This is a genomic window from Psychroserpens luteus (assembly GCF_015319355.1).
GTDB classification, from domain to species: Bacteria; Bacteroidota; Bacteroidia; order Flavobacteriales; family Flavobacteriaceae; genus Psychroserpens; species Psychroserpens luteus.
In genome coordinates this window covers 308926-326218 of sequence record NZ_JADILU010000002.1, presented here as the reverse complement: position 1 = coordinate 326218, position 17293 = coordinate 308926, and the positions used below count along the sequence as shown (strand labels likewise).

The window sequence follows — 17293 nt, the reverse complement described above, 5'->3', positions numbered from 1 at the left end:
CTTCCCTAAAAAAAGGGAAGGGATTTAATATTTTTATTAAAACTGAAATTTTGCTAAGATGATAACAAACCACCTAGTTAATTCTCCTCTTATTTTAGAGTAGTTTTTGTTTCAATAAAGAAACAGAAAGCGAGGTGTTTATTTAAACATTAAACAAGAAATGCATCACATCACCATCTTTAACAACGTAATTCTTTCCTTCAACACGCATTTTACCAGCTTCTTTTACTTTAGCTTCACTACCGTATTCAACAAAATCGTTGTAAGCGATAACTTCTGCTCTAATGAAACCTTTTTCAAAATCGGTATGAATAACTCCTGCAGCTTGTGGTCCTGTTGCTCCAACATTTACTGTCCAAGCACGAACTTCTTTAACACCTGCTGTGAAATATGTTTGTTGATTTAATAACTTATATGCAGAACGAATCAACTTTGCAGATCCTGCTTCATCTAATCCTATATCTGCTAAAAACATTTGACGCTCTTCAAAATCGTCTAACTCTGTGATATCTGCTTCTGTACCTACTGCAAGCACTAAAACTTCAGCATTTTCATCTTTTACGTTTTCTTTTACTAAATCTACATAAGCATTTCCATTAACTGCACTTCCTTCATCTACGTTACAAACGTACATGACTGGTTTTGCTGTAATTAATTGAGCTGGTTTTACAAACTCTTCTAAATCTTCATCGCTAAACTCTAATGCTCTAACAGAAGTTCCTGCTTCTAATCCTGCTTTCAGTTTTAATAAAACCGCTTCTTCTTTTTGAGCTTCTTTATTTCCTGTTTTTGCAGCACGCTTAACTTTATCTAATTTTTTATCTACAGTCTCTAAATCTTTAAGCTGTAACTCCATATCGATAGTTTCCTTATCTCTAATAGGATCTACATTTCCATCAACATGAACGATATTATCATTATCAAAACAACGCAATACATGAAGAATGGCATCTGTTTCACGAATGTTTCCTAAAAACTGATTTCCTAAACCTTCACCTTTACTTGCTCCTTTTACCAAACCTGCGATATCAACGATCTCTACAGTTGCTGGCAATACACGCTCTGGGTTTACTAATTCTTCTAATTTTTGAAGTCTTGGATCTGGTACATTCACCACACCAATATTAGGTTCTATAGTACAAAACGGAAAGTTTGCACTTTGCGCCTTTGCATTAGATAAACAGTTAAATAAGGTTGATTTTCCTACGTTTGGTAATCCTACAATTCCAGCTTTCATAATTTGTGATTTTGCGAGTGCAAATGTAGTTAAATATCTTATTGTTTTAAATAAAAAACAGAACTATAGTAATTGAATCAAAAAGTCATCCCTATTTTTTTATTATTGATGTTTTAGAGATTGTGTCTTGCTTGATTAATAGGACAGTACTTCTCGGAAACCCAAGAGAATCAAATGAAATAGAAGTTGTAAAATAGGGCTGTCTTTGGTCCTCAATCAAAAACTGTTTAATATCAACGTGTTCTAAAACGTTTTGATTCCAAACATAAGAAGTTATTGTATTATCATTTATAAATTCACCTTTTGAATCATTTAATCGAATTCTAATTTTTGTTTTTAGCTTATTTTCTTTAGAATATTCGTAATGTGTACTATCACTAAATTTAGAATCTCCTTTTATCTTACCAACTCGTGAAATTATTTTTTTGTTTTCAATTTGATATTTATATTCAACTTCTGTTCCCATATTAGAAGACTGATTTTCATAAATAACATTTTCTTCTCTTAATCTATCGTATGAAAAATACTCAGGATAATCTGTAAACACTCGTTTTTGTTTCAACAAGCCTAAAGAATCAAATTCATAAACATAAGAGCAGCACATGAAACTTTTTAGTTTTTGAGTCACTCTATTTTCAGTATCTAGGACGTAATAATTTAATGTATCATTTTTTGCTAAATAAGCGATTTCTCCATAGGAGATAATTTCAAATACTGAACCTATTTGGTTCTGAGTCATTAAATAAGGTATATCGTCAACATATTCAACAAAAAGTGGCTGCAATGAAGTCTTTTTTTCTTCGGAACAAGAAAGAAGAATTATAATAAGTAAGAAAATTATTAAAAATTTCATGAACCTAAATTATACAAAAAAAACTCCAAACTCAATACCATACTTCATTTAATTCAAAAAACACATTTACTCAATAAAATGATTATAATTTTAATTCTTATCACGCCTATCTTTCATATATAAAAATAATTGCGGATTCTCACACGAAGCTTTTCCGAAGAAAAAAATCAGATGTAAGAATCCGCAATTATTTTATAACCTATGCTATGTTCTAATTTAATTATTTACAAGGAAGTCCGTAATTTCTCCATCTTCTCCAAACGTTTGAATTTTTGGTTCTCCTTTATCATCAACGTAAATCATCATTTTTGGAGAACCATCAGGTCCTGATAAAAATAGTCCTGAACTGTTTCCTTTTGTTTTCCCAATAAACAAACGGTTTACAGATCCTTCTTTTTCCATTAATTCATTGATTTTCTCTTTTCGTTCTTTTTTATCTTCTATCATTCTTAAGACTTTAAGCTTATCATTTCTTTCATCTACATTAGATCCCACTGGAAATTGATTAATTGAAATCCCTCTTTTTATATAAGCTTTGCCATCTTTATAATACTCATCATTTAGTATTTGTAACACCTGGTCGTCTTTGTAATTATCCATTGTAAAAGACATTCCAGACATGACTTTCCCGTCTTTCTCTTTTGTTTGATATACTAAACCTCCACACTCATCGCCTTGGTTATTAAAGAAAATAAGTCCTGATGGACGTTCTCTTTTTTCCCATTCTTTACCATTCATTCTTCCAGGATGTTGTCTACTCTCATTACTCAAAACCATTCGAGGTAAATTATCTTCACCAATAACAGTGATTTTTTTCACTATAAGTTCATCGTATTCTTCATTTCTATCTTTATCACTAAAACTACTAAATGCAAAAAAAGCAATAATTAATGCACTCAAAAAAGCATAAGCAGTAAGGAAATTAATTTTTCTTTCTAATTTTTTATTGATTTGATTCTCGTTCATTTGGTTATGGTTTTATAAATTTTAATTCGTTTTTTGAAATATGAAGTATGTCTTTATTAAGACGAAAACGAAGTTAATCGTTTTTATACAAAAAACAGCTTAACCAAAGCTCAAGATTCTAGTTCACTAATCAAAAAGAAACGTTTACTCAATCAAACCTCTCGTTTACTAATTGCATTAGTTCGTTTGCTAGTTTACGGTTTCAATTACAATTTAGCTGTTATACCTTTAATCCAAATTCTAATCTCATGATCAAAAAACTCAGCCTTCTACTCGTAGTATTATTTCTACTGAATTGTAAAAATTCAACCCATAAAAACTCTAATAAAGATTTAGCAAATGCTATTGAGACTTCAGTAACCAAACAAAGAAATAAAAAACCCATAAAAAACACCGAAATAGTATTTTGCCTAGATGCAACAGGTAGTATGAGCGGACTTATTGGCACAGCAAAAGAAAAGATTTGGGATATCGTCACAGAACTAGCACAAAGTAATGACGTTGATACCTTAAAAATGGGAATGGTTTTTTACAGAGATCGTGGAGATTCGTTTGTAACGCGACAAATTGCAATCACTACAGATTTAGATGAAGTTTATGCAGATTTGTTAGAAATGAGTGCAGATGGTGGAGGCGACACACCAGAAAGCGTCAATCAAGCCTTACATGAATCTATTACTGATATGAAATGGTCAACAGACAGAAATACGTATAAAACGATATTTGTGGTTGGCGATTGTCCGCCACACATGGACTATCAAGACGATGTAAAATATACCGAAAGCTGTAAACTCGCAGCACAAAAAGGCATCATTATCAATACTATAAAATTGGGTAATAGTTGCCAGGAAGCGATTCCTCACTTTAGAGAAATGTCCCAATGCACCAATGGAGAATTTTTAATGCTAGATCAAGATGCAAAAGATTACGTAATAGCAACACCTTTTGATGCTGAAATCAATGAACTCTCTAAAGAAATTGATGATACAAGAATGTATTATGGCACTCTTAATGAGCGTGAATATAACTACGATAAGAAAGAAAAATCTATGAAGGTTTATGATGACGGTTCTGCAACTGCTAATAGTAAACGTGCAGAATACAAAAATAGTAAAGTAGGCAAAAAAGGGTCTTATGGTACTAATGAAATCATTAATGATTATAACGACGGAAAGCTCAACTTAAACACTATTGAAGAAGACAAATTACCAAAAGAACTTAGAGTACTTAACATTTCTCAACAGGAAGAAATGATACAAGAATTATCTAACAGAAGAGATCATAATCAATCGCAACTTAAAGAACTATTTAAAAAGAAACGTGCTTATATAAAATCTAAAGAAAGCGAACAAGCAGATAGCACGTCATTTAGCAAGGAGGTTGTTAAGATTTTAAAGGAGCAGTCTGGGAAAGGTAGTGAGTAAAAAAGTCACTTGTTTGTTATGAAATCATTACCAGCAATTTATCGTAAAGTGCTCATTCAAATCCTTAAAATGTAATACAACAAATATTTAAATTACCATTGATATCCACATTAACAGACAAATCATCACAATTTATATTTTCAGGCAAATTAATTTCTATTGATTTTGAAATTAATGGAGGAGACGTACAATTCTCTGAATACCAATCTGCAACATCAGAAACAATTTTGGACAACCCTAAAGATATTATATCTTGCCACCAAGAAGCATCTGCATTAGTAGTAAAGTTTTGGGAATTAAAAGTAATTTTAAAAATCTCCCCATTTTGCCTACATGATGAGCTAAATTTAATATCAAAATCTACATCTAATGATGGATTAAAACCAATTTCGTCTAATTCTAAATCCAGATCTACTGATATGGTACTTGCATCTTTTCTAACAATTTCAACAGCTGGACCATTTAATTTACCCCATTCTGTTTTACTACTTAAATCAGGATCTTCGTGTAATAAATGACCTATTAATCCTTCTATTCTGGAAACGAGTTGTTCATTAGAAATCTGTAAGACAATATTATTATCAACATTATTGATCAATGGTCTGATTAGAAAAATTGGATCACTTAAATACGCTTCAATAAACCCTAACCAAGATGAATGAGCTTGTAATTCGTCATGTTCAACTTGATAATAACTATTTTCTAAGTTGAGTACTGAACTACTAGTAATTCCAAAATCTCTACTAAATACACTCCTTTGATTTATTAAAAGGCTCATTTCACTAAGAAGTAATTTATCACCAGAACTATTTACAATTCTAAAACCAATTATGTCACTTAAATCGGTTATACCATCAAAATTTAGATCATAAAAGTATTCTTCACCTCTTTCAAAATCATTCACACCATAATCAATATTAGTAGTAATTGGTAATACACTATTACCTCTATCCAAATAAAATCTAATTAACCTATCAGTTCCAGCATTTGAGAGATCTGCTACTTTGACTTTTAACTGAACTCTCCAAACTGGTATATTATTACCATCAGTTGTGTAAGCACATCTATATTGGGATGAATTTGAACCTTCAGAATTAAATGTTTCTAGCTTATAGCAATACTTTGTATTTGGTTCTAAATTTTGGTCAGTAAATTCTTGACGTGAAAACTTTTCAAATGGACCATAATCTTGAACACTGGTAAAATTAAACAAATCAGTACTTCTCAACAGTCTATTACCTTCTTCATCATCTGATCTATCATGCCATGCAACAGTCATTGAATTAGAATTTCTTGCTATGATATCTGCAACAACAGGAGCTCGAGGTCCATTTGAAGGATTTGGAGGATAATATGGAGGTAAGTCATTAACTCCTAAATTACCTAAATCGCTATTAAAGCTATTACTTGGGTTTATTCTGTTAAATAAATCTTGAGCTCGATAAATAACTTTAGTGTCAATTTTTTGATTACTGATTGTTTGTATGTCAAGATTAATATTTTTTTGAAATTTTTCTAATGTAGTTATGCTCTCTTTTTGAAGAATAGCATAGGATGCGTTTATTATACTACCATATTGCTTTTTTAGAGAGGAAATGTCTTTTATAAATTTGGAATCTACAATTTTTTCCTGTCCACTAGTTAAACTATTATAAAACTCTTCCGCTTTAGAAATAGATGCATATTTATATTTCCTTGCAAAGGATGTATTATGTATGATACTTCTTAACTTTACCACGTCAGTCAATTCTTTTTCATAGTTTTTAATAAAGTTATCAATTTCTGCTTTTAGTTGTAAAGTTGTTCTTAGACTATCGAGAAGGAATTTAGGTTGTTTTGATTTTGACTCTTTTATTAAATAATCTTTTTTTATTTGCAAAGTTTGAAATTTATCTTGAATGAAGTTGACCGAATTCTTTTCTTTAGATTCAATTATAAAGGTGTTTAGCTTTTCAATAGAAGACTGGAATTTATTGTTTACTTGAGCAGAAGAATACGTCAAAACAAATAAAATTAATACACCTGTTAAATATTTTTTTAAATATAGCATGATTGAAGTTTTAATGGATTAAACAAAATCAAATACCATGTTAAGTATTTTACATTCAGTAAGTTAAGTTATTTTTGTGAGATATCGAAAAGAATCTATTTCAAAATTAACCCTATCCAATGTCAGTCTTCACAATAGTTACTCTTAGATTGTTATTAATTGTCAGTTTAGGGTTTTGTATTTGAAATTTTATAGAGTAGAGTGAATAATGTGCGCCAACGTTAATACATCTTTCTATTTCAATGAATTTTATTGATTGATACTGAAATAAGTCAAGTACAAGTCAACAACCTGAAAGGTAACGTCATGAACAGTTTTTAACAACTCAAAGTACAAACCTTACTCAAAAAGAAGAACGCTTATATAAAATCTAAAGAAAGTAAACAAGCAGATAGCACGTCTTTTAGTAAAGAGGTTGTTAAGATTTTAAAGGAGCAGTCTGGAAAAGGTAGTGAGTAAAAGTGTTGTTTGTCATTTTCAAATTATTATAATTTGGAATTGTGTTGCGCTTATCGCATATACATGATTAGATTTATTTAGAAGATGACACTGTAAAAACTGCTTGGTAAAAACCTAATGCTTTTTTAAAGTAGTGTTCACTTTCTACTTTAAAGCCTGCTTTTTTTATTGAAAGATCTGTGTCTCTATTTAAATTACAGCCATCACCAACAATTTTCCATAATGGGTTTACCATATTATATAGTAATCTATTAGGCTTATTTTGAGCGTGAATATGTTCTAAGACAATGAGCTTACCTGTAGGTTTTAACCATTTTTTAAATTTATCTAATGCTAAGTTTTGATCTGGGATTGTACATAAAACTAAGGTGCAAATAATGTAATCCAATGAATTGTTTTTGATAATTGAATCTAATCGTTTATCCCCAATACCCATATTGTAGGTCGTAATTTGTGTTTTTTTTGGAAGCTTAGCTTTTGATTTATCTAACATGAAAGAAGAAGGTTCCAGTGCTATTACTTTTGCTTTAGCGTTATAATGTTTGAAATTCGTTCCTGTTCCCGAGCCTACCTCTAATATAGATCCTTCTAAATCACCTATTAATTCTTTTCTAATGGGTTGCAATGTGCTTTCTAGTTTCGTCATGAACGAATCATATTTTGAGGCAAATATTTTTTGATAGAAATTCATTGATACTGAGACAAGTTTAACACTAGTATGCAAGTTACCTGAAATACAAGAGTTTATGCAACAAAAATTATTTGATTTTTACAAGCCTTTTTCAAAAAGAAGAACGCTTATATAAAATCCAAAGAAAGTGGACAAGAAAATAAGACATATTTTAGTAAGGAGTTATTTATTATTTTGAAATAATTATGATTTGTAAATGGGTGGCGCTTATCGGTATTGTGTATGGTTAGTTGCGTGTTTAAGCAACTAATTTAGTAAACAAAAACGAACGCGAGAAAATTCCGAAGGAATTTTCCAAATAAACAACGACCAAAGCAATTAATTATACACGTTGTTACAAACAGTTTTTATTCGTATTCAAAAGTTGTTGTTCTAGTGTTTATTTCATTTCCGCTATTGTCAGTTTGCACTAGAACTTTACTTAAAGGATAATTATCAGTATCATAAGTTATGGTAGTTTCAAAATTTCTTACTGTTTCACTCGGAAGTGAGTTATTGTAATTAGTGATTCTCATCGTTTCATTATTTCCGCATAGATTCATAATAAGACTTTCCGCTCCGAATATTATTTTATTTGAACTAGTGAAATTACTACTTGGTGTTGGGTTTGTGTCATATTCAATTTCTGAATAATCAATATCTTCAGCTATTATAATATTACCATTCGTATTATAAGTGAAATTTCGTGTTTGTTGTAAAATAGAATCAACATAATAATCAAAACTTTCAATTTCATTATTAGAATTGTAAGTGAATTCTATTCTTTCATCTTCAATTCCATCGGAATCATAAATTATTCTTTCAGTTAAATTATCATTTGAATAGTTAAATTCATAAGTTTTATATAAAGCTCCATTTTCGTAATCTATAGCAGAAACAACTAAATTATTTTCATAGCTAAAAACAGTATTGTGTAAATCAGAAGCTGTTTGTCCAAATTCTGTAAAACTGCTTTCCATTTCAGTTACATTATTATCTGAATTATAAATATATAGTTTTTCATAAATTCCATAATTCCCTTCTTCTGATACTTTAGTAAGTTTTTTTTCAGTTAATTCAGGTTCTTCACTTGAAATGTTGTCATCAGATGTGCAAGAAAAAATTGTTAAAGTGATAATAATTGCTAATAATAAATTCAGTTTTTTCATTCGTAATTTTGGTTTTAAATTGTTTGTAACGTAAAGATATAGTTTCGTTTCAATAAACTATATCGATTGATAAGCGAAGTTAGTTTTTTTAAAACACAATGTCAATACGTAGAACTACGTATTTTAGCAAAATACCACCCTATTCCGTTTCTAACTATGTCTTCTAATTAAATCAATAATATTAAAGTTTTCAAATTTCAGTAACAAAACAAAACTCTTAGCGTCTAAACATAATAAACCATCCAATTATGAAAACGTATTTTACTCTAGGAGTCTTTTTATTACTCAGTTCTTTTATAAATGCACAAGAACTCACTGCAAAAATTGTGGATAGTAAAACTAATGAGTTCATACCTTTTGTCGCAGTACAAACAGCTGAATTTAAAGGTGTTATTTCTAATGAAGAAGGTGAGTTTATTATTGATTTAGAAGATGTAGATGCAAATACTATTGAACTCTCGTGTTTAGGTTACCAATCACTAACAATTACCATTTCCGATTTAAAATCTAACAATTACATCATACAGTTAGAACCTGCAATAAACGAACTTAATGCTATTTATCTCACAAATTCAAAGCCTAATGTAGATTCTATTATTTCTAGAGTAAATAGAAATTTAATTAAGAATTACAAAAGCGATGCGCTAAGCTATAATTTTTTCTATCGCGAAACAGCTTATACCAATTTTGAAGATCTGGACTTAGAAATCAAAAAATCGTCTAAAGTTAAAAAACGTCAATTAGAGGAAGCCAATGATAAACTTACTAAAATGGGTAATGGCATTAAAAATGGTGATTTTGTGTACTTCACAGATTACTCAGGCACATTAAATATCATGGACGATAGTTTGAAACTCAATGTTGATAAAGCTACTAAAATCGTTAATTCTAATGAAAATGTGTCTTTAGAGGAGATTCAAAAAAATGCACGACTTACAGTGTTGAAGTATTTAGACACTACAATGACCTATAAATTAAAAACCGGATTGTTTAAAATTGAAGATTCGTTATCTCTAAATGATGATGACAAAAAAGAAAAAACCTTAAACGAGTTTAAAATTAAAGATCTTAAAGAAGGAACGATTTCAGTATTAGATAAATCTAGAACAGGTACAAGTGGTATGCTCAAAGAAGTCTTAAATCAAGATGATTATGAATACACTCTAGACAATGCCAGTATGGTAAATGGTGAAATGGTATATTTAATAACGTTTAAACCTAATCGATCTTCTGCTAATTTTGCAGGGAGTTTGTATGTGTCTGAAGACACGTATGGTGTTCTAAAACTAGACTATAGTTATGCTAAAGGAAAACAAGGTCATAAGCTTAATTTAAAATTACTCTTTGGTGTTAAGTTTATTGAAAACATTAATACAGGAACCATCATTTATACAATGAATGACCAAAACTTGTACGAACCTCGTTATATTAAAAGTGAATTTGGACAATATTTTTATCTCAATAGATCGTTAAAATTTATTGAAAACAGCTCAGATAAAAATAAAACCACATTTGATTGTAAAATTGCTGGGAATACCATCTCCAGAAAAGAATTACTCTTCTCTTCCATAACTAATTTAGACCGTACAGAATTTGACGCGCTCAACGAAAAAGAAGCGATTGCTTATGATGTTTTAAGAAAATACGATGCTAGCAATTGGAGCGGTAAACAAACGCTTGCTCCTTCAGCAGAACTAAAAACTTTTGATGGAGAGGAATAAATAATAGTAAATCCCAAGCTTAAGAGCTTGGGATTTTTTTTATATTCCAAATGTCGATTATTTATGCTAAATTTATTTCATTAACATCTAGATTTCATTACATTAGGTAGGGAAAACAACGTATTGTTTGTTTAATACATAGAATGACACATTTAGGCATCTCACCTAAACATCTATTAATCCACAATCCTTATATTATGAAATCAATATTCTTCGCTTTTATTTTTCTATTACTGGTGTTTTCTTGTTCTAAAGAGGACAACCCTAATAATATCAATCAAGAAACAGTAAACGTGATGGGAAGATTATTGGCTCCCAATAATTTAGATCCTATTGTGAATGCTAAAGTTTCCGCAGTACAAAACAATACTGTTATTTTTGAAACCACCACAAATCCAAATGGTGAATACACATTAGTTATTCCAATTGGAGATTACAACATTAATTTAACTAAAGGCTTATTCTCAACACAAAAAGACATTACCGTTGAAGAAGAAACGACTTTAGAGACTTATAGAATTGAAAACTTACCAAGCATTGCAGTTGTAACTGGTGATTATGATAATATAGAAAACATACTTTATAATATTGGTCTCGTAGATTTAGATACTGGTTTACCTCTCTTTGATATCATTGATGGTATGAGTTTTAATAGAGTTGACGTTACTAATGATCGCGATAATCATCATGGCCATAGTCATGATTCTAATGTAGAAAGAAATAATCCTATGTTAGCATCTAATGTTGATTTTAGCTATCAGGATTTACTAAACGATCCTGACTTACTGGATAATTATGATATTATTTTTATTAACTGCGGAATTTATACTGGAGACCTTGATGGTGGTCAAAATCTTTACGATTATGTTGATAATGGTGGTTATTTATATGCTACAGATTGGGCTTCAAAAGTGTTAACTACGATTACTAATGACAACGCAGATTTTGTGTCATTCCTTGTACCAGAAAGAAGCGGAAATTCTCTAGAAACAACTGCAACCATTTTAGATATAGATCTCAGTGCATGGTTATTAACTTTTGGCATTGGTAATAATGATACCATTTATATAGATGAATTTTTACCAACGTGGCAAGTAATTGATTCTTATGATGCTGAAACTACGATGTCGTGGCTAAATGGTCCTGTGACATACATTAACGACAACAACAATATGGTTACAGAAAACAAAGATTTGGCAGTATCATTTAAACTAGGGTATGGAAGCGTGCTCTACTCTTCATTTCATACTGAAAATACAGATCCAGATTTCACTACTACAGATCGTGTTATGGAATTCATGGTATTTGAAATCACAGATCAAGAATAAAATAAACTTTTAAAACATAAAAAAGCCGAATCTAGAATAGAATTCGGCTTTTTTATGTTCAATATATCTTAGTGTAGACTAATCTTCAGGATGCATAAAACGTTGCTTTCCTAATAGTACTTCTTCGCTTTCTACGTGCTCATCATCTGGCACACAGCAGTCAACAGGACACACAGCAGCACATTGTGGCTCTTCATGAAACCCTTTACATTCTGTACATTTATCTGGTACGATGTAATAAATCTCATCACTTACTGGCTCTTGAGCATCATCTGCATCTACAGCTTTACCATTTGGTAAAACAACTTTGCCTTTTAAACTTGTACCATCATTATATCTCCAATCATCTGCACCTTCATATATTGCTGTGTTAGGGCATTCTGGTTCACATGCGCCACAGTTAATACATTCGTCTGTTATAATAATTGCCATAGTAATAATTATTCTCTCGTTAATATTGCTAAAATAAAGTCGTCATGAATTCGCAGAAAATTTGCGATGAAACACATCAATTTTAAATTAGCTCATTTCTTTTTTGTTTGCGTAAATTTGCAATTGCAAAAATAAAGCCAAAACATCGTATAACCAAACTCAACATGGATTTACAACAAAGAATTAACGCATTTGTAAAATTAGGAGATTTTTTAAGTCAGTTTTCTTCGGAAGAATTTGAACAAAAAGACCATGTCGAACATAATGATTTGTTTTTTGACGGATTTAAACACCAAATAAAATTAGCGCAACAGCACAACGGTTGGTTTACAAAAGAAAATGTTGTTTTTGCATTAAACGGATGGTCTAATCAATTGACTGAAAGCAACATTAACAAATGGACTTCAAACTATAACTTTACTACGGAAAATCTAAAAACTATTGCTATTGTGATGGCTGGAAATATTCCGTTAGTTGGGTTTCATGATTTTTTATCGGTATTGATTTCTGGTCAAAACGTGTTGGTGAAGCAATCTTCAAATGACAAACATTTATTGCCTTTTTTGGCGAAGTATTTAGAGTATGTAGAACCAGAATTTAAAGGTCGTATCACATTCACAGAAGGTAAATTAGAGAATTTTGATGCTGTTATTGCCACAGGAAGCGATAATACTGCACGTTATTTTGAATATTATTTTAAAGATAAACCTTCGGTGATTAGAAAGAATCGCAATTCTGTAGCCATTTTAACTGGAAAAGAAACTGAGGATGAGCTTGTAGCGCTTTCCGAAGATATATTTAGATATTATGGTTTGGGTTGTAGAAATGTCTCTAAATTATTTGTACCTAAAGATTATGATTTTGATAGCTTTTTTAAGGCTATGTATCATTGGAATCCAATCATCCACCAAAATAAATACGCAAACAACTACGATTATAACAAAGCTGTGTATTTAATGAGTTTGTTTGACATGTTAGAGAATGGTTTTTTAATGATTAAAGAAGACGAAAGCTTCTCCTCACCTATCGCAACAGTGTTTTATGAGCGCTATGATTCCGAAGAAAAATTAAAAGCAACCCTAAAAGAGAAAAGTGATGCCATACAATGTGTCGTTTCTAATGGATTTTTAGATACCGAAATCAAATTTGGGCAAACGCAATTGCCAAAATTATGGGATTATGCAGATAACGTTGATACTATTACGTTTTCGTTGACAATCTGTTAATAAATTATCATTTTCTTAATACATTTTTTTACAGAATTTCCCACCTTTGTGAAGATTAAAAATTAAATAGATTTCCTCCCGATAGTTATTGGGATCGGAAATGAAAACTAAATTTTCATGAAAAGACATAATTTTAGCGCTGGACCTTCTATTTTACCAGGTAGCGTTCTACAAAAAGCTTCTGAAGCTGTAATTAACTTTGACAACGGTTTATCATTATTAGAAATCTCACATAGAAGCAAGCCTTTTGTTGATGTAATGGAAAATGCTAGATCCTTAGCTTTAGAGTTATTAGGTTTAGAAGGAAAAGGATACAAAGCATTGTTTTTACAAGGTGGAGCAAGTACTCAATTTTTCATGGTCGCTCTTAACATGTTAGAAAAACGTGCTGGTTATTTAAATACTGGTACTTGGAGTGACAAAGCCATCAAAGAAGCAAAAATCTATGATGATGTTTATGAGGTTGCTTCTTCTAAAGATGCTAACTATAATTACATCCCAAAAGGATTTGATATTCCTGCAGATTACGATTATTTTCACTGTACGTCTAACAACACCATTTTTGGAACACAGATGAAAGAATTCCCTAACTCTCCTATCCCAATGATTTGTGATATGAGTAGTGATATTTTTTCTCGTAAGTTAGATTTTTCAAAATTTGATTTGATATATGCTGGAGCTCAAAAAAATATGGGTCCTGCAGGAACTACTTTAGTGATTGTGAAAGAAGATATACTTGGTAAAGTATCTCGTAAAATTCCGTCAATGATGGATTATAAAGTTCAAATTAGCAAAGGTAGTATGTTTAATACGCCTCCTGTTTTTGCGGTTTACACATCAATGCTAACTTTAGAATGGTTAAAAGATCTTGGTGGTATTGCAGCTATTGAAAAAGAAAATGACAAGAAAGCTCAATTGATATATTCTGAAATTGATCTCAACCCATTATTTAAAGGATTTTCAGCAAAACCTGATCGTTCTACAATGAATGCGACATTTACATTAGCTAATGAGGATTTAAAGGAAACTTTTGAAACTATGGTTAAAGAAGCAGGAATCAACGGATTGAATGGTCACAGGAGTGTTGGTGGTTACAGAGCATCAATGTACAATGCATTACCATTAGATAGTGTTGGTGTACTTGTAGATGTGATGAGTGAATTGGAGCGTAAAGCTTAAATAAGTTTGCAGTTTTAAGTCGCAGTAAACCGTTTTTACTCGAACGATAAAAGTTTACAGTGCTTACTCAGACTTAAATAAAAAAATAAAATAATCGTCATTCTAAACCAAGTGAAGGACTCTATTTAATAAGATGGTCACACGAGATGTAATTGCAATGACAAAAATAAAAATCATGAAAGTATTAGCAAACGACGGAGTATCACAAAGTGGAATTGACGCTTTAGAAAAAGCTGGTTTTGAAGTTATCACAACAACTGTAGCCCAAGAACAATTAGAAAATTATATCAATGAGAATGATATTACCGTTTTATTAGTTCGTAGCGCAACAACAGTTAGAAAAAATATTATTGACAATTGCCCAAGCCTAAAAATCATAGGTCGTGGTGGTGTTGGTATGGATAACATTGATGTAGATTATGCACGTAGCAAAGGATTAAAAGTAATCAATACACCTGCAGCATCGTCACACTCTGTTGCAGAATTGGTTTTTGCTCATTTCTACGGATTAGCACGTTTTTTACATAATTCTAATCGTGATATGCCTTTAGAAGGTGATGCAAATTTTAAAGGTCTTAAAAAAGCATATGCTAAAGGAATAGAATTAAAAGGTAAAACTTTAGGTGTTTTAGGTTTAGGTCGTATTGGTCAAGCTACAGCTAAAGTTGCACTTGGTGCAGGAATGAAAGTTATTGCTTTTGATCCGTTCTTAGAAAAGGCAGATTTAGAGTTAGAGTTTTTTGATGGACAAAAAGTTAATTTTGAGATTAAAACAATCTCTAAAGAAGAAGTTCTAAAACAATCAGACTTTTTAACGCTTCACGTACCAGCTCAAAAAAATTATGTGATTGACGAAGCAGATTTTGCGCAAATGAAAGATGGTATCATCATTGCTAATGCTGCTCGTGGTGGTGTGGTCAATGAAGTTGCATTAATTAAAGCAATTGAAAGTGGTAAAGTTTTAGGAGGTGCTTTAGATGTTTTTGAAAAAGAACCAAAACCAGAAATGCAATTACTTATGAATTCTGGATTATCATTAACACCTCATACTGGAGCAGCTACAAACGAAGCTCAAGATAGAATTGGTACCGAATTAGCAGAGCAAATTATAAGCATTTTAAAATAAATAGTCATAATATGTGACCTATTGCAAAAAAATGAGTCCTACTTAATGTTAGGACTTTTTTTTGTACATTGAATTCTAACTTATATTAATCTTAAATTAAAAATAAATTATGTCAGGAATTTTAGACTTGTTAAACAGTGACTTAGGTAAAACAATTATTAGTGGTGTCTCTGGATCTGCTGGAACAGATGAAAGTAAAACAAGTAGCGTTTTAACAATGGCTTTGCCAGTGTTAATGAAAGCTATGGAAAGAAATGCTTCTACACCAGAAGGTGCTGAAGGTTTAATGAGTGCACTTAACAATAAACACGATGGTAGTATCTTAGATAACCTTAGTGGTTTGTTTGGTGGTGGAGTTAATGACGACGTAAAAAATGATGGCGATAAAATTTTGAATCATGTTTTAGGTAACAAAAAACAAGGTGTTGAAAAAATACTAGGTGAGAAATCTGGTTTAGACATGGGATCTGTTGCAAATATCCTTAAAGTTGCTGCGCCAATTTTAATGGGTGTTTTAGGTAAACAAAAAGCACAAAACAATGTAAGTTCTTCTAGTGATTTAGGGGGTTTATTAAGTGGTCTTCTTGGCGGAAACGATGCAAAAGAAGAACAAAGTTTCTTAGAAAAAATACTAGATGCAGATGGTGACGGTAGCGTTATTGATGATGTTGCAGGAATGGTATTAGGAAGCGCAGGTAAAAAAGGCGGTTTAGGCGGTTTGCTTGGCGGACTTTTTGGAAAATAAAACAAGTTTACAATACATATATAAAAAGTCAAACGTCAGGTTTGGCTTTTTTTTTTGCCATTTAATAATTGGTCCTAATTAGACGTTCTTAATTTTATTGCATTTAAACCCAGACACTATTCACTCATTGAAAAGTAGCATTCACTCATTGTTGTTATATTATATCACATAACCGCTTTACTTTTGGGTTAATCAAAACAAAAAAATGATTTTTGATGCTATTTGCTTCGGAATGATTTTTGTAACTTTAAAATATAAAAAACGCCATGAAACGTATTACTCAATTTTTTATCTTAGCCTTACTCGTCGTAAGCTGTGGTTCCTATCAATCAACTTCTGAAGTTGATCTAACAGATGTTCCAGAAGAAGATATTGTACGAATAGCTAATGATGATATCGAATATGAAATCATAATTATAGAACCTGGTTTTAATACATGGCTCGCTTCTATGGCAAAACCAGAAGGCTATTACTCTCAATCTTACATGGAAGCACGAAATATTGTTAATGTTATAGAATGGAATAACAGAGTTATGCAGCCACAAACATATGATCCAAATCTTTATGAATTACGAATAGATTACAATTCTAACATAGATTATGGCTACGACGTTAATTATAAGTTATTTAACTATTTCAATTACTTTCAATTAACCTATAAGCAACGATTATCATCATTTGTTCCTAGAATTTAAATTATCTTTGCAT

General features: G+C 31.0%; 15 protein-coding genes. 8 read left to right on the top strand and 7 right to left on the bottom strand.

Annotated elements, in window-relative coordinates; translation table 11 throughout:
• Positions 1-142 precede the first annotated feature (142 nt).
• The 3 genes from ychF to IM744_RS05080 all read right to left on the bottom strand — a co-directional run bounded on the left by ychF (position 143) and on the right by IM744_RS05080 (position 3056).
• A complete protein-coding gene (gene ychF, locus IM744_RS05090) occupies positions 143-1237 on the bottom strand; it encodes a redox-regulated ATPase YchF (protein WP_194507024.1) in 1095 nt (364 codons plus the stop codon).
• Between the two features lie 91 nt (positions 1238-1328).
• The gene (locus tag IM744_RS05085; RefSeq protein ID WP_194507023.1) at positions 1329-2090 is read right to left on the bottom strand and encodes a hypothetical protein; all 762 of its coding nucleotides are present in this window, start codon (positions 2088-2090) and stop codon (positions 1329-1331) included.
• 216 nt (positions 2091-2306) lie between these two features.
• Positions 2307-3056 carry a hypothetical protein gene (locus tag IM744_RS05080; RefSeq protein WP_194507022.1) on the bottom strand — a complete coding sequence of 250 codons (750 nt, stop codon included), beginning with the start codon at positions 3054-3056 and terminating at the stop codon, positions 2307-2309.
• Between the two features lie 248 nt (positions 3057-3304).
• Between IM744_RS05080 and IM744_RS05075 the strand changes: the two genes are divergently transcribed.
• Complete coding sequence (locus tag IM744_RS05075; RefSeq protein WP_194507021.1) at positions 3305-4480, top strand: vWA domain-containing protein; 1176 nt, start codon at positions 3305-3307, stop codon at positions 4478-4480.
• 64 nt (positions 4481-4544) lie between these two features.
• Here the strand turns inward: IM744_RS05075 and IM744_RS05070 are convergent, their stop codons facing one another.
• The 3 genes from IM744_RS05070 to IM744_RS05060 all read right to left on the bottom strand — a co-directional run bounded on the left by IM744_RS05070 (position 4545) and on the right by IM744_RS05060 (position 8828).
• Complete coding sequence (locus tag IM744_RS05070; protein WP_194507020.1) at positions 4545-6530, bottom strand: fibronectin type III domain-containing protein; 1986 nt, start codon at positions 6528-6530, stop codon at positions 4545-4547.
• A 532-nt stretch (positions 6531-7062) separates the two neighbouring features.
• Complete coding sequence (locus IM744_RS05065) at positions 7063-7635, bottom strand: class I SAM-dependent methyltransferase (RefSeq protein WP_194507019.1); 573 nt, start codon at positions 7633-7635, stop codon at positions 7063-7065.
• Between the two features lie 392 nt (positions 7636-8027).
• Positions 8028-8828: a hypothetical protein gene (locus IM744_RS05060; RefSeq protein ID WP_194507018.1), complete on the bottom strand. Its 801-nt coding sequence runs from the start codon at positions 8826-8828 to the stop codon at positions 8028-8030.
• A gap of 248 nt (positions 8829-9076) precedes the next feature.
• Between IM744_RS05060 and IM744_RS05055 the strand changes: the two genes are divergently transcribed.
• The gene (locus tag IM744_RS05055) at positions 9077-10549 is read left to right on the top strand and encodes a carboxypeptidase-like regulatory domain-containing protein (protein WP_194507017.1); all 1473 of its coding nucleotides are present in this window, start codon (positions 9077-9079) and stop codon (positions 10547-10549) included.
• Positions 10550-10746: 197 nt separating this feature from the next.
• Positions 10747-11877: a carboxypeptidase-like regulatory domain-containing protein gene (locus IM744_RS05050; RefSeq protein ID WP_194507016.1), complete on the top strand. Its 1131-nt coding sequence runs from the start codon at positions 10747-10749 to the stop codon at positions 11875-11877.
• 78 nt (positions 11878-11955) lie between these two features.
• On the opposite strand, the gene IM744_RS05045 is transcribed toward IM744_RS05050, so the two are convergent.
• Positions 11956-12309: a 4Fe-4S dicluster domain-containing protein gene (locus IM744_RS05045; protein WP_194507015.1), complete on the bottom strand. Its 354-nt coding sequence runs from the start codon at positions 12307-12309 to the stop codon at positions 11956-11958.
• Between the two features lie 164 nt (positions 12310-12473).
• On the opposite strand from IM744_RS05045, the gene IM744_RS05040 reads away from it, so the two are divergent.
• The 5 genes from IM744_RS05040 to IM744_RS05020 all read left to right on the top strand — a co-directional run bounded on the left by IM744_RS05040 (position 12474) and on the right by IM744_RS05020 (position 17280).
• Positions 12474-13535, top strand: a complete 1062-nt coding sequence (locus IM744_RS05040) for an acyl-CoA reductase (RefSeq protein ID WP_194507014.1) — start codon at positions 12474-12476, stop codon at positions 13533-13535.
• Positions 13536-13652: 117 nt separating this feature from the next.
• Positions 13653-14714 (top strand): 3-phosphoserine/phosphohydroxythreonine transaminase, encoded by a 1062-nt coding sequence (serC, locus tag IM744_RS05035; protein WP_194507013.1) that lies wholly within the window; start codon positions 13653-13655, stop codon positions 14712-14714.
• Positions 14715-14889: 175 nt separating this feature from the next.
• Positions 14890-15840: a D-2-hydroxyacid dehydrogenase gene (locus IM744_RS05030; protein ID WP_194507012.1), complete on the top strand. Its 951-nt coding sequence runs from the start codon at positions 14890-14892 to the stop codon at positions 15838-15840.
• A gap of 109 nt (positions 15841-15949) precedes the next feature.
• Positions 15950-16585 carry a DUF937 domain-containing protein gene (locus IM744_RS05025; protein WP_194507011.1) on the top strand — a complete coding sequence of 212 codons (636 nt, stop codon included), beginning with the start codon at positions 15950-15952 and terminating at the stop codon, positions 16583-16585.
• Positions 16586-16851: 266 nt separating this feature from the next.
• Complete coding sequence (locus tag IM744_RS05020; protein ID WP_194507010.1) at positions 16852-17280, top strand: DUF6146 family protein; 429 nt, start codon at positions 16852-16854, stop codon at positions 17278-17280.
• Positions 17281-17293 lie beyond the last annotated feature (13 nt).

Excerpts from the sequence above, each read along its gene's own strand:
- IM744_RS05055 (WP_194507017.1), top strand. The coding sequence starts at position 9,077 with ATGAAAACGTATTTTACTCTAGGAGTCTTTTTATTACTCAGTTCTTTT.
- IM744_RS05050 (WP_194507016.1), top strand. The coding sequence starts at position 10,747 with ATGAAATCAATATTCTTCGCTTTTATTTTTCTATTACTGGTGTTTTCT.
- ychF (WP_194507024.1), bottom strand. The coding sequence starts at position 1,237 with ATGAAAGCTGGAATTGTAGGATTACCAAACGTAGGAAAATCAACCTTA.
- IM744_RS05075 (WP_194507021.1), top strand. The coding sequence starts at position 3,305 with ATGATCAAAAAACTCAGCCTTCTACTCGTAGTATTATTTCTACTGAAT.
- IM744_RS05030 (WP_194507012.1), top strand. The coding sequence starts at position 14,890 with ATGAAAGTATTAGCAAACGACGGAGTATCACAAAGTGGAATTGACGCT.
- serC (WP_194507013.1), top strand. The coding sequence starts at position 13,653 with ATGAAAAGACATAATTTTAGCGCTGGACCTTCTATTTTACCAGGTAGC.
- IM744_RS05065 (WP_194507019.1), bottom strand. The coding sequence starts at position 7,635 with ATGACGAAACTAGAAAGCACATTGCAACCCATTAGAAAAGAATTAATA.
- IM744_RS05070 (WP_194507020.1), bottom strand. The coding sequence starts at position 6,530 with ATGCTATATTTAAAAAAATATTTAACAGGTGTATTAATTTTATTTGTT.
- IM744_RS05060 (WP_194507018.1), bottom strand. The coding sequence starts at position 8,828 with ATGAAAAAACTGAATTTATTATTAGCAATTATTATCACTTTAACAATT.
- IM744_RS05045 (WP_194507015.1), bottom strand. The coding sequence starts at position 12,309 with ATGGCAATTATTATAACAGACGAATGTATTAACTGTGGCGCATGTGAA.
- IM744_RS05080 (WP_194507022.1), bottom strand. The coding sequence starts at position 3,056 with ATGAACGAGAATCAAATCAATAAAAAATTAGAAAGAAAAATTAATTTC.
- IM744_RS05025 (WP_194507011.1), top strand. The coding sequence starts at position 15,950 with ATGTCAGGAATTTTAGACTTGTTAAACAGTGACTTAGGTAAAACAATT.
- IM744_RS05020 (WP_194507010.1), top strand. The coding sequence starts at position 16,852 with ATGAAACGTATTACTCAATTTTTTATCTTAGCCTTACTCGTCGTAAGC.
- IM744_RS05040 (WP_194507014.1), top strand. The coding sequence starts at position 12,474 with ATGGATTTACAACAAAGAATTAACGCATTTGTAAAATTAGGAGATTTT.
- IM744_RS05085 (WP_194507023.1), bottom strand. The coding sequence starts at position 2,090 with ATGAAATTTTTAATAATTTTCTTACTTATTATAATTCTTCTTTCTTGT.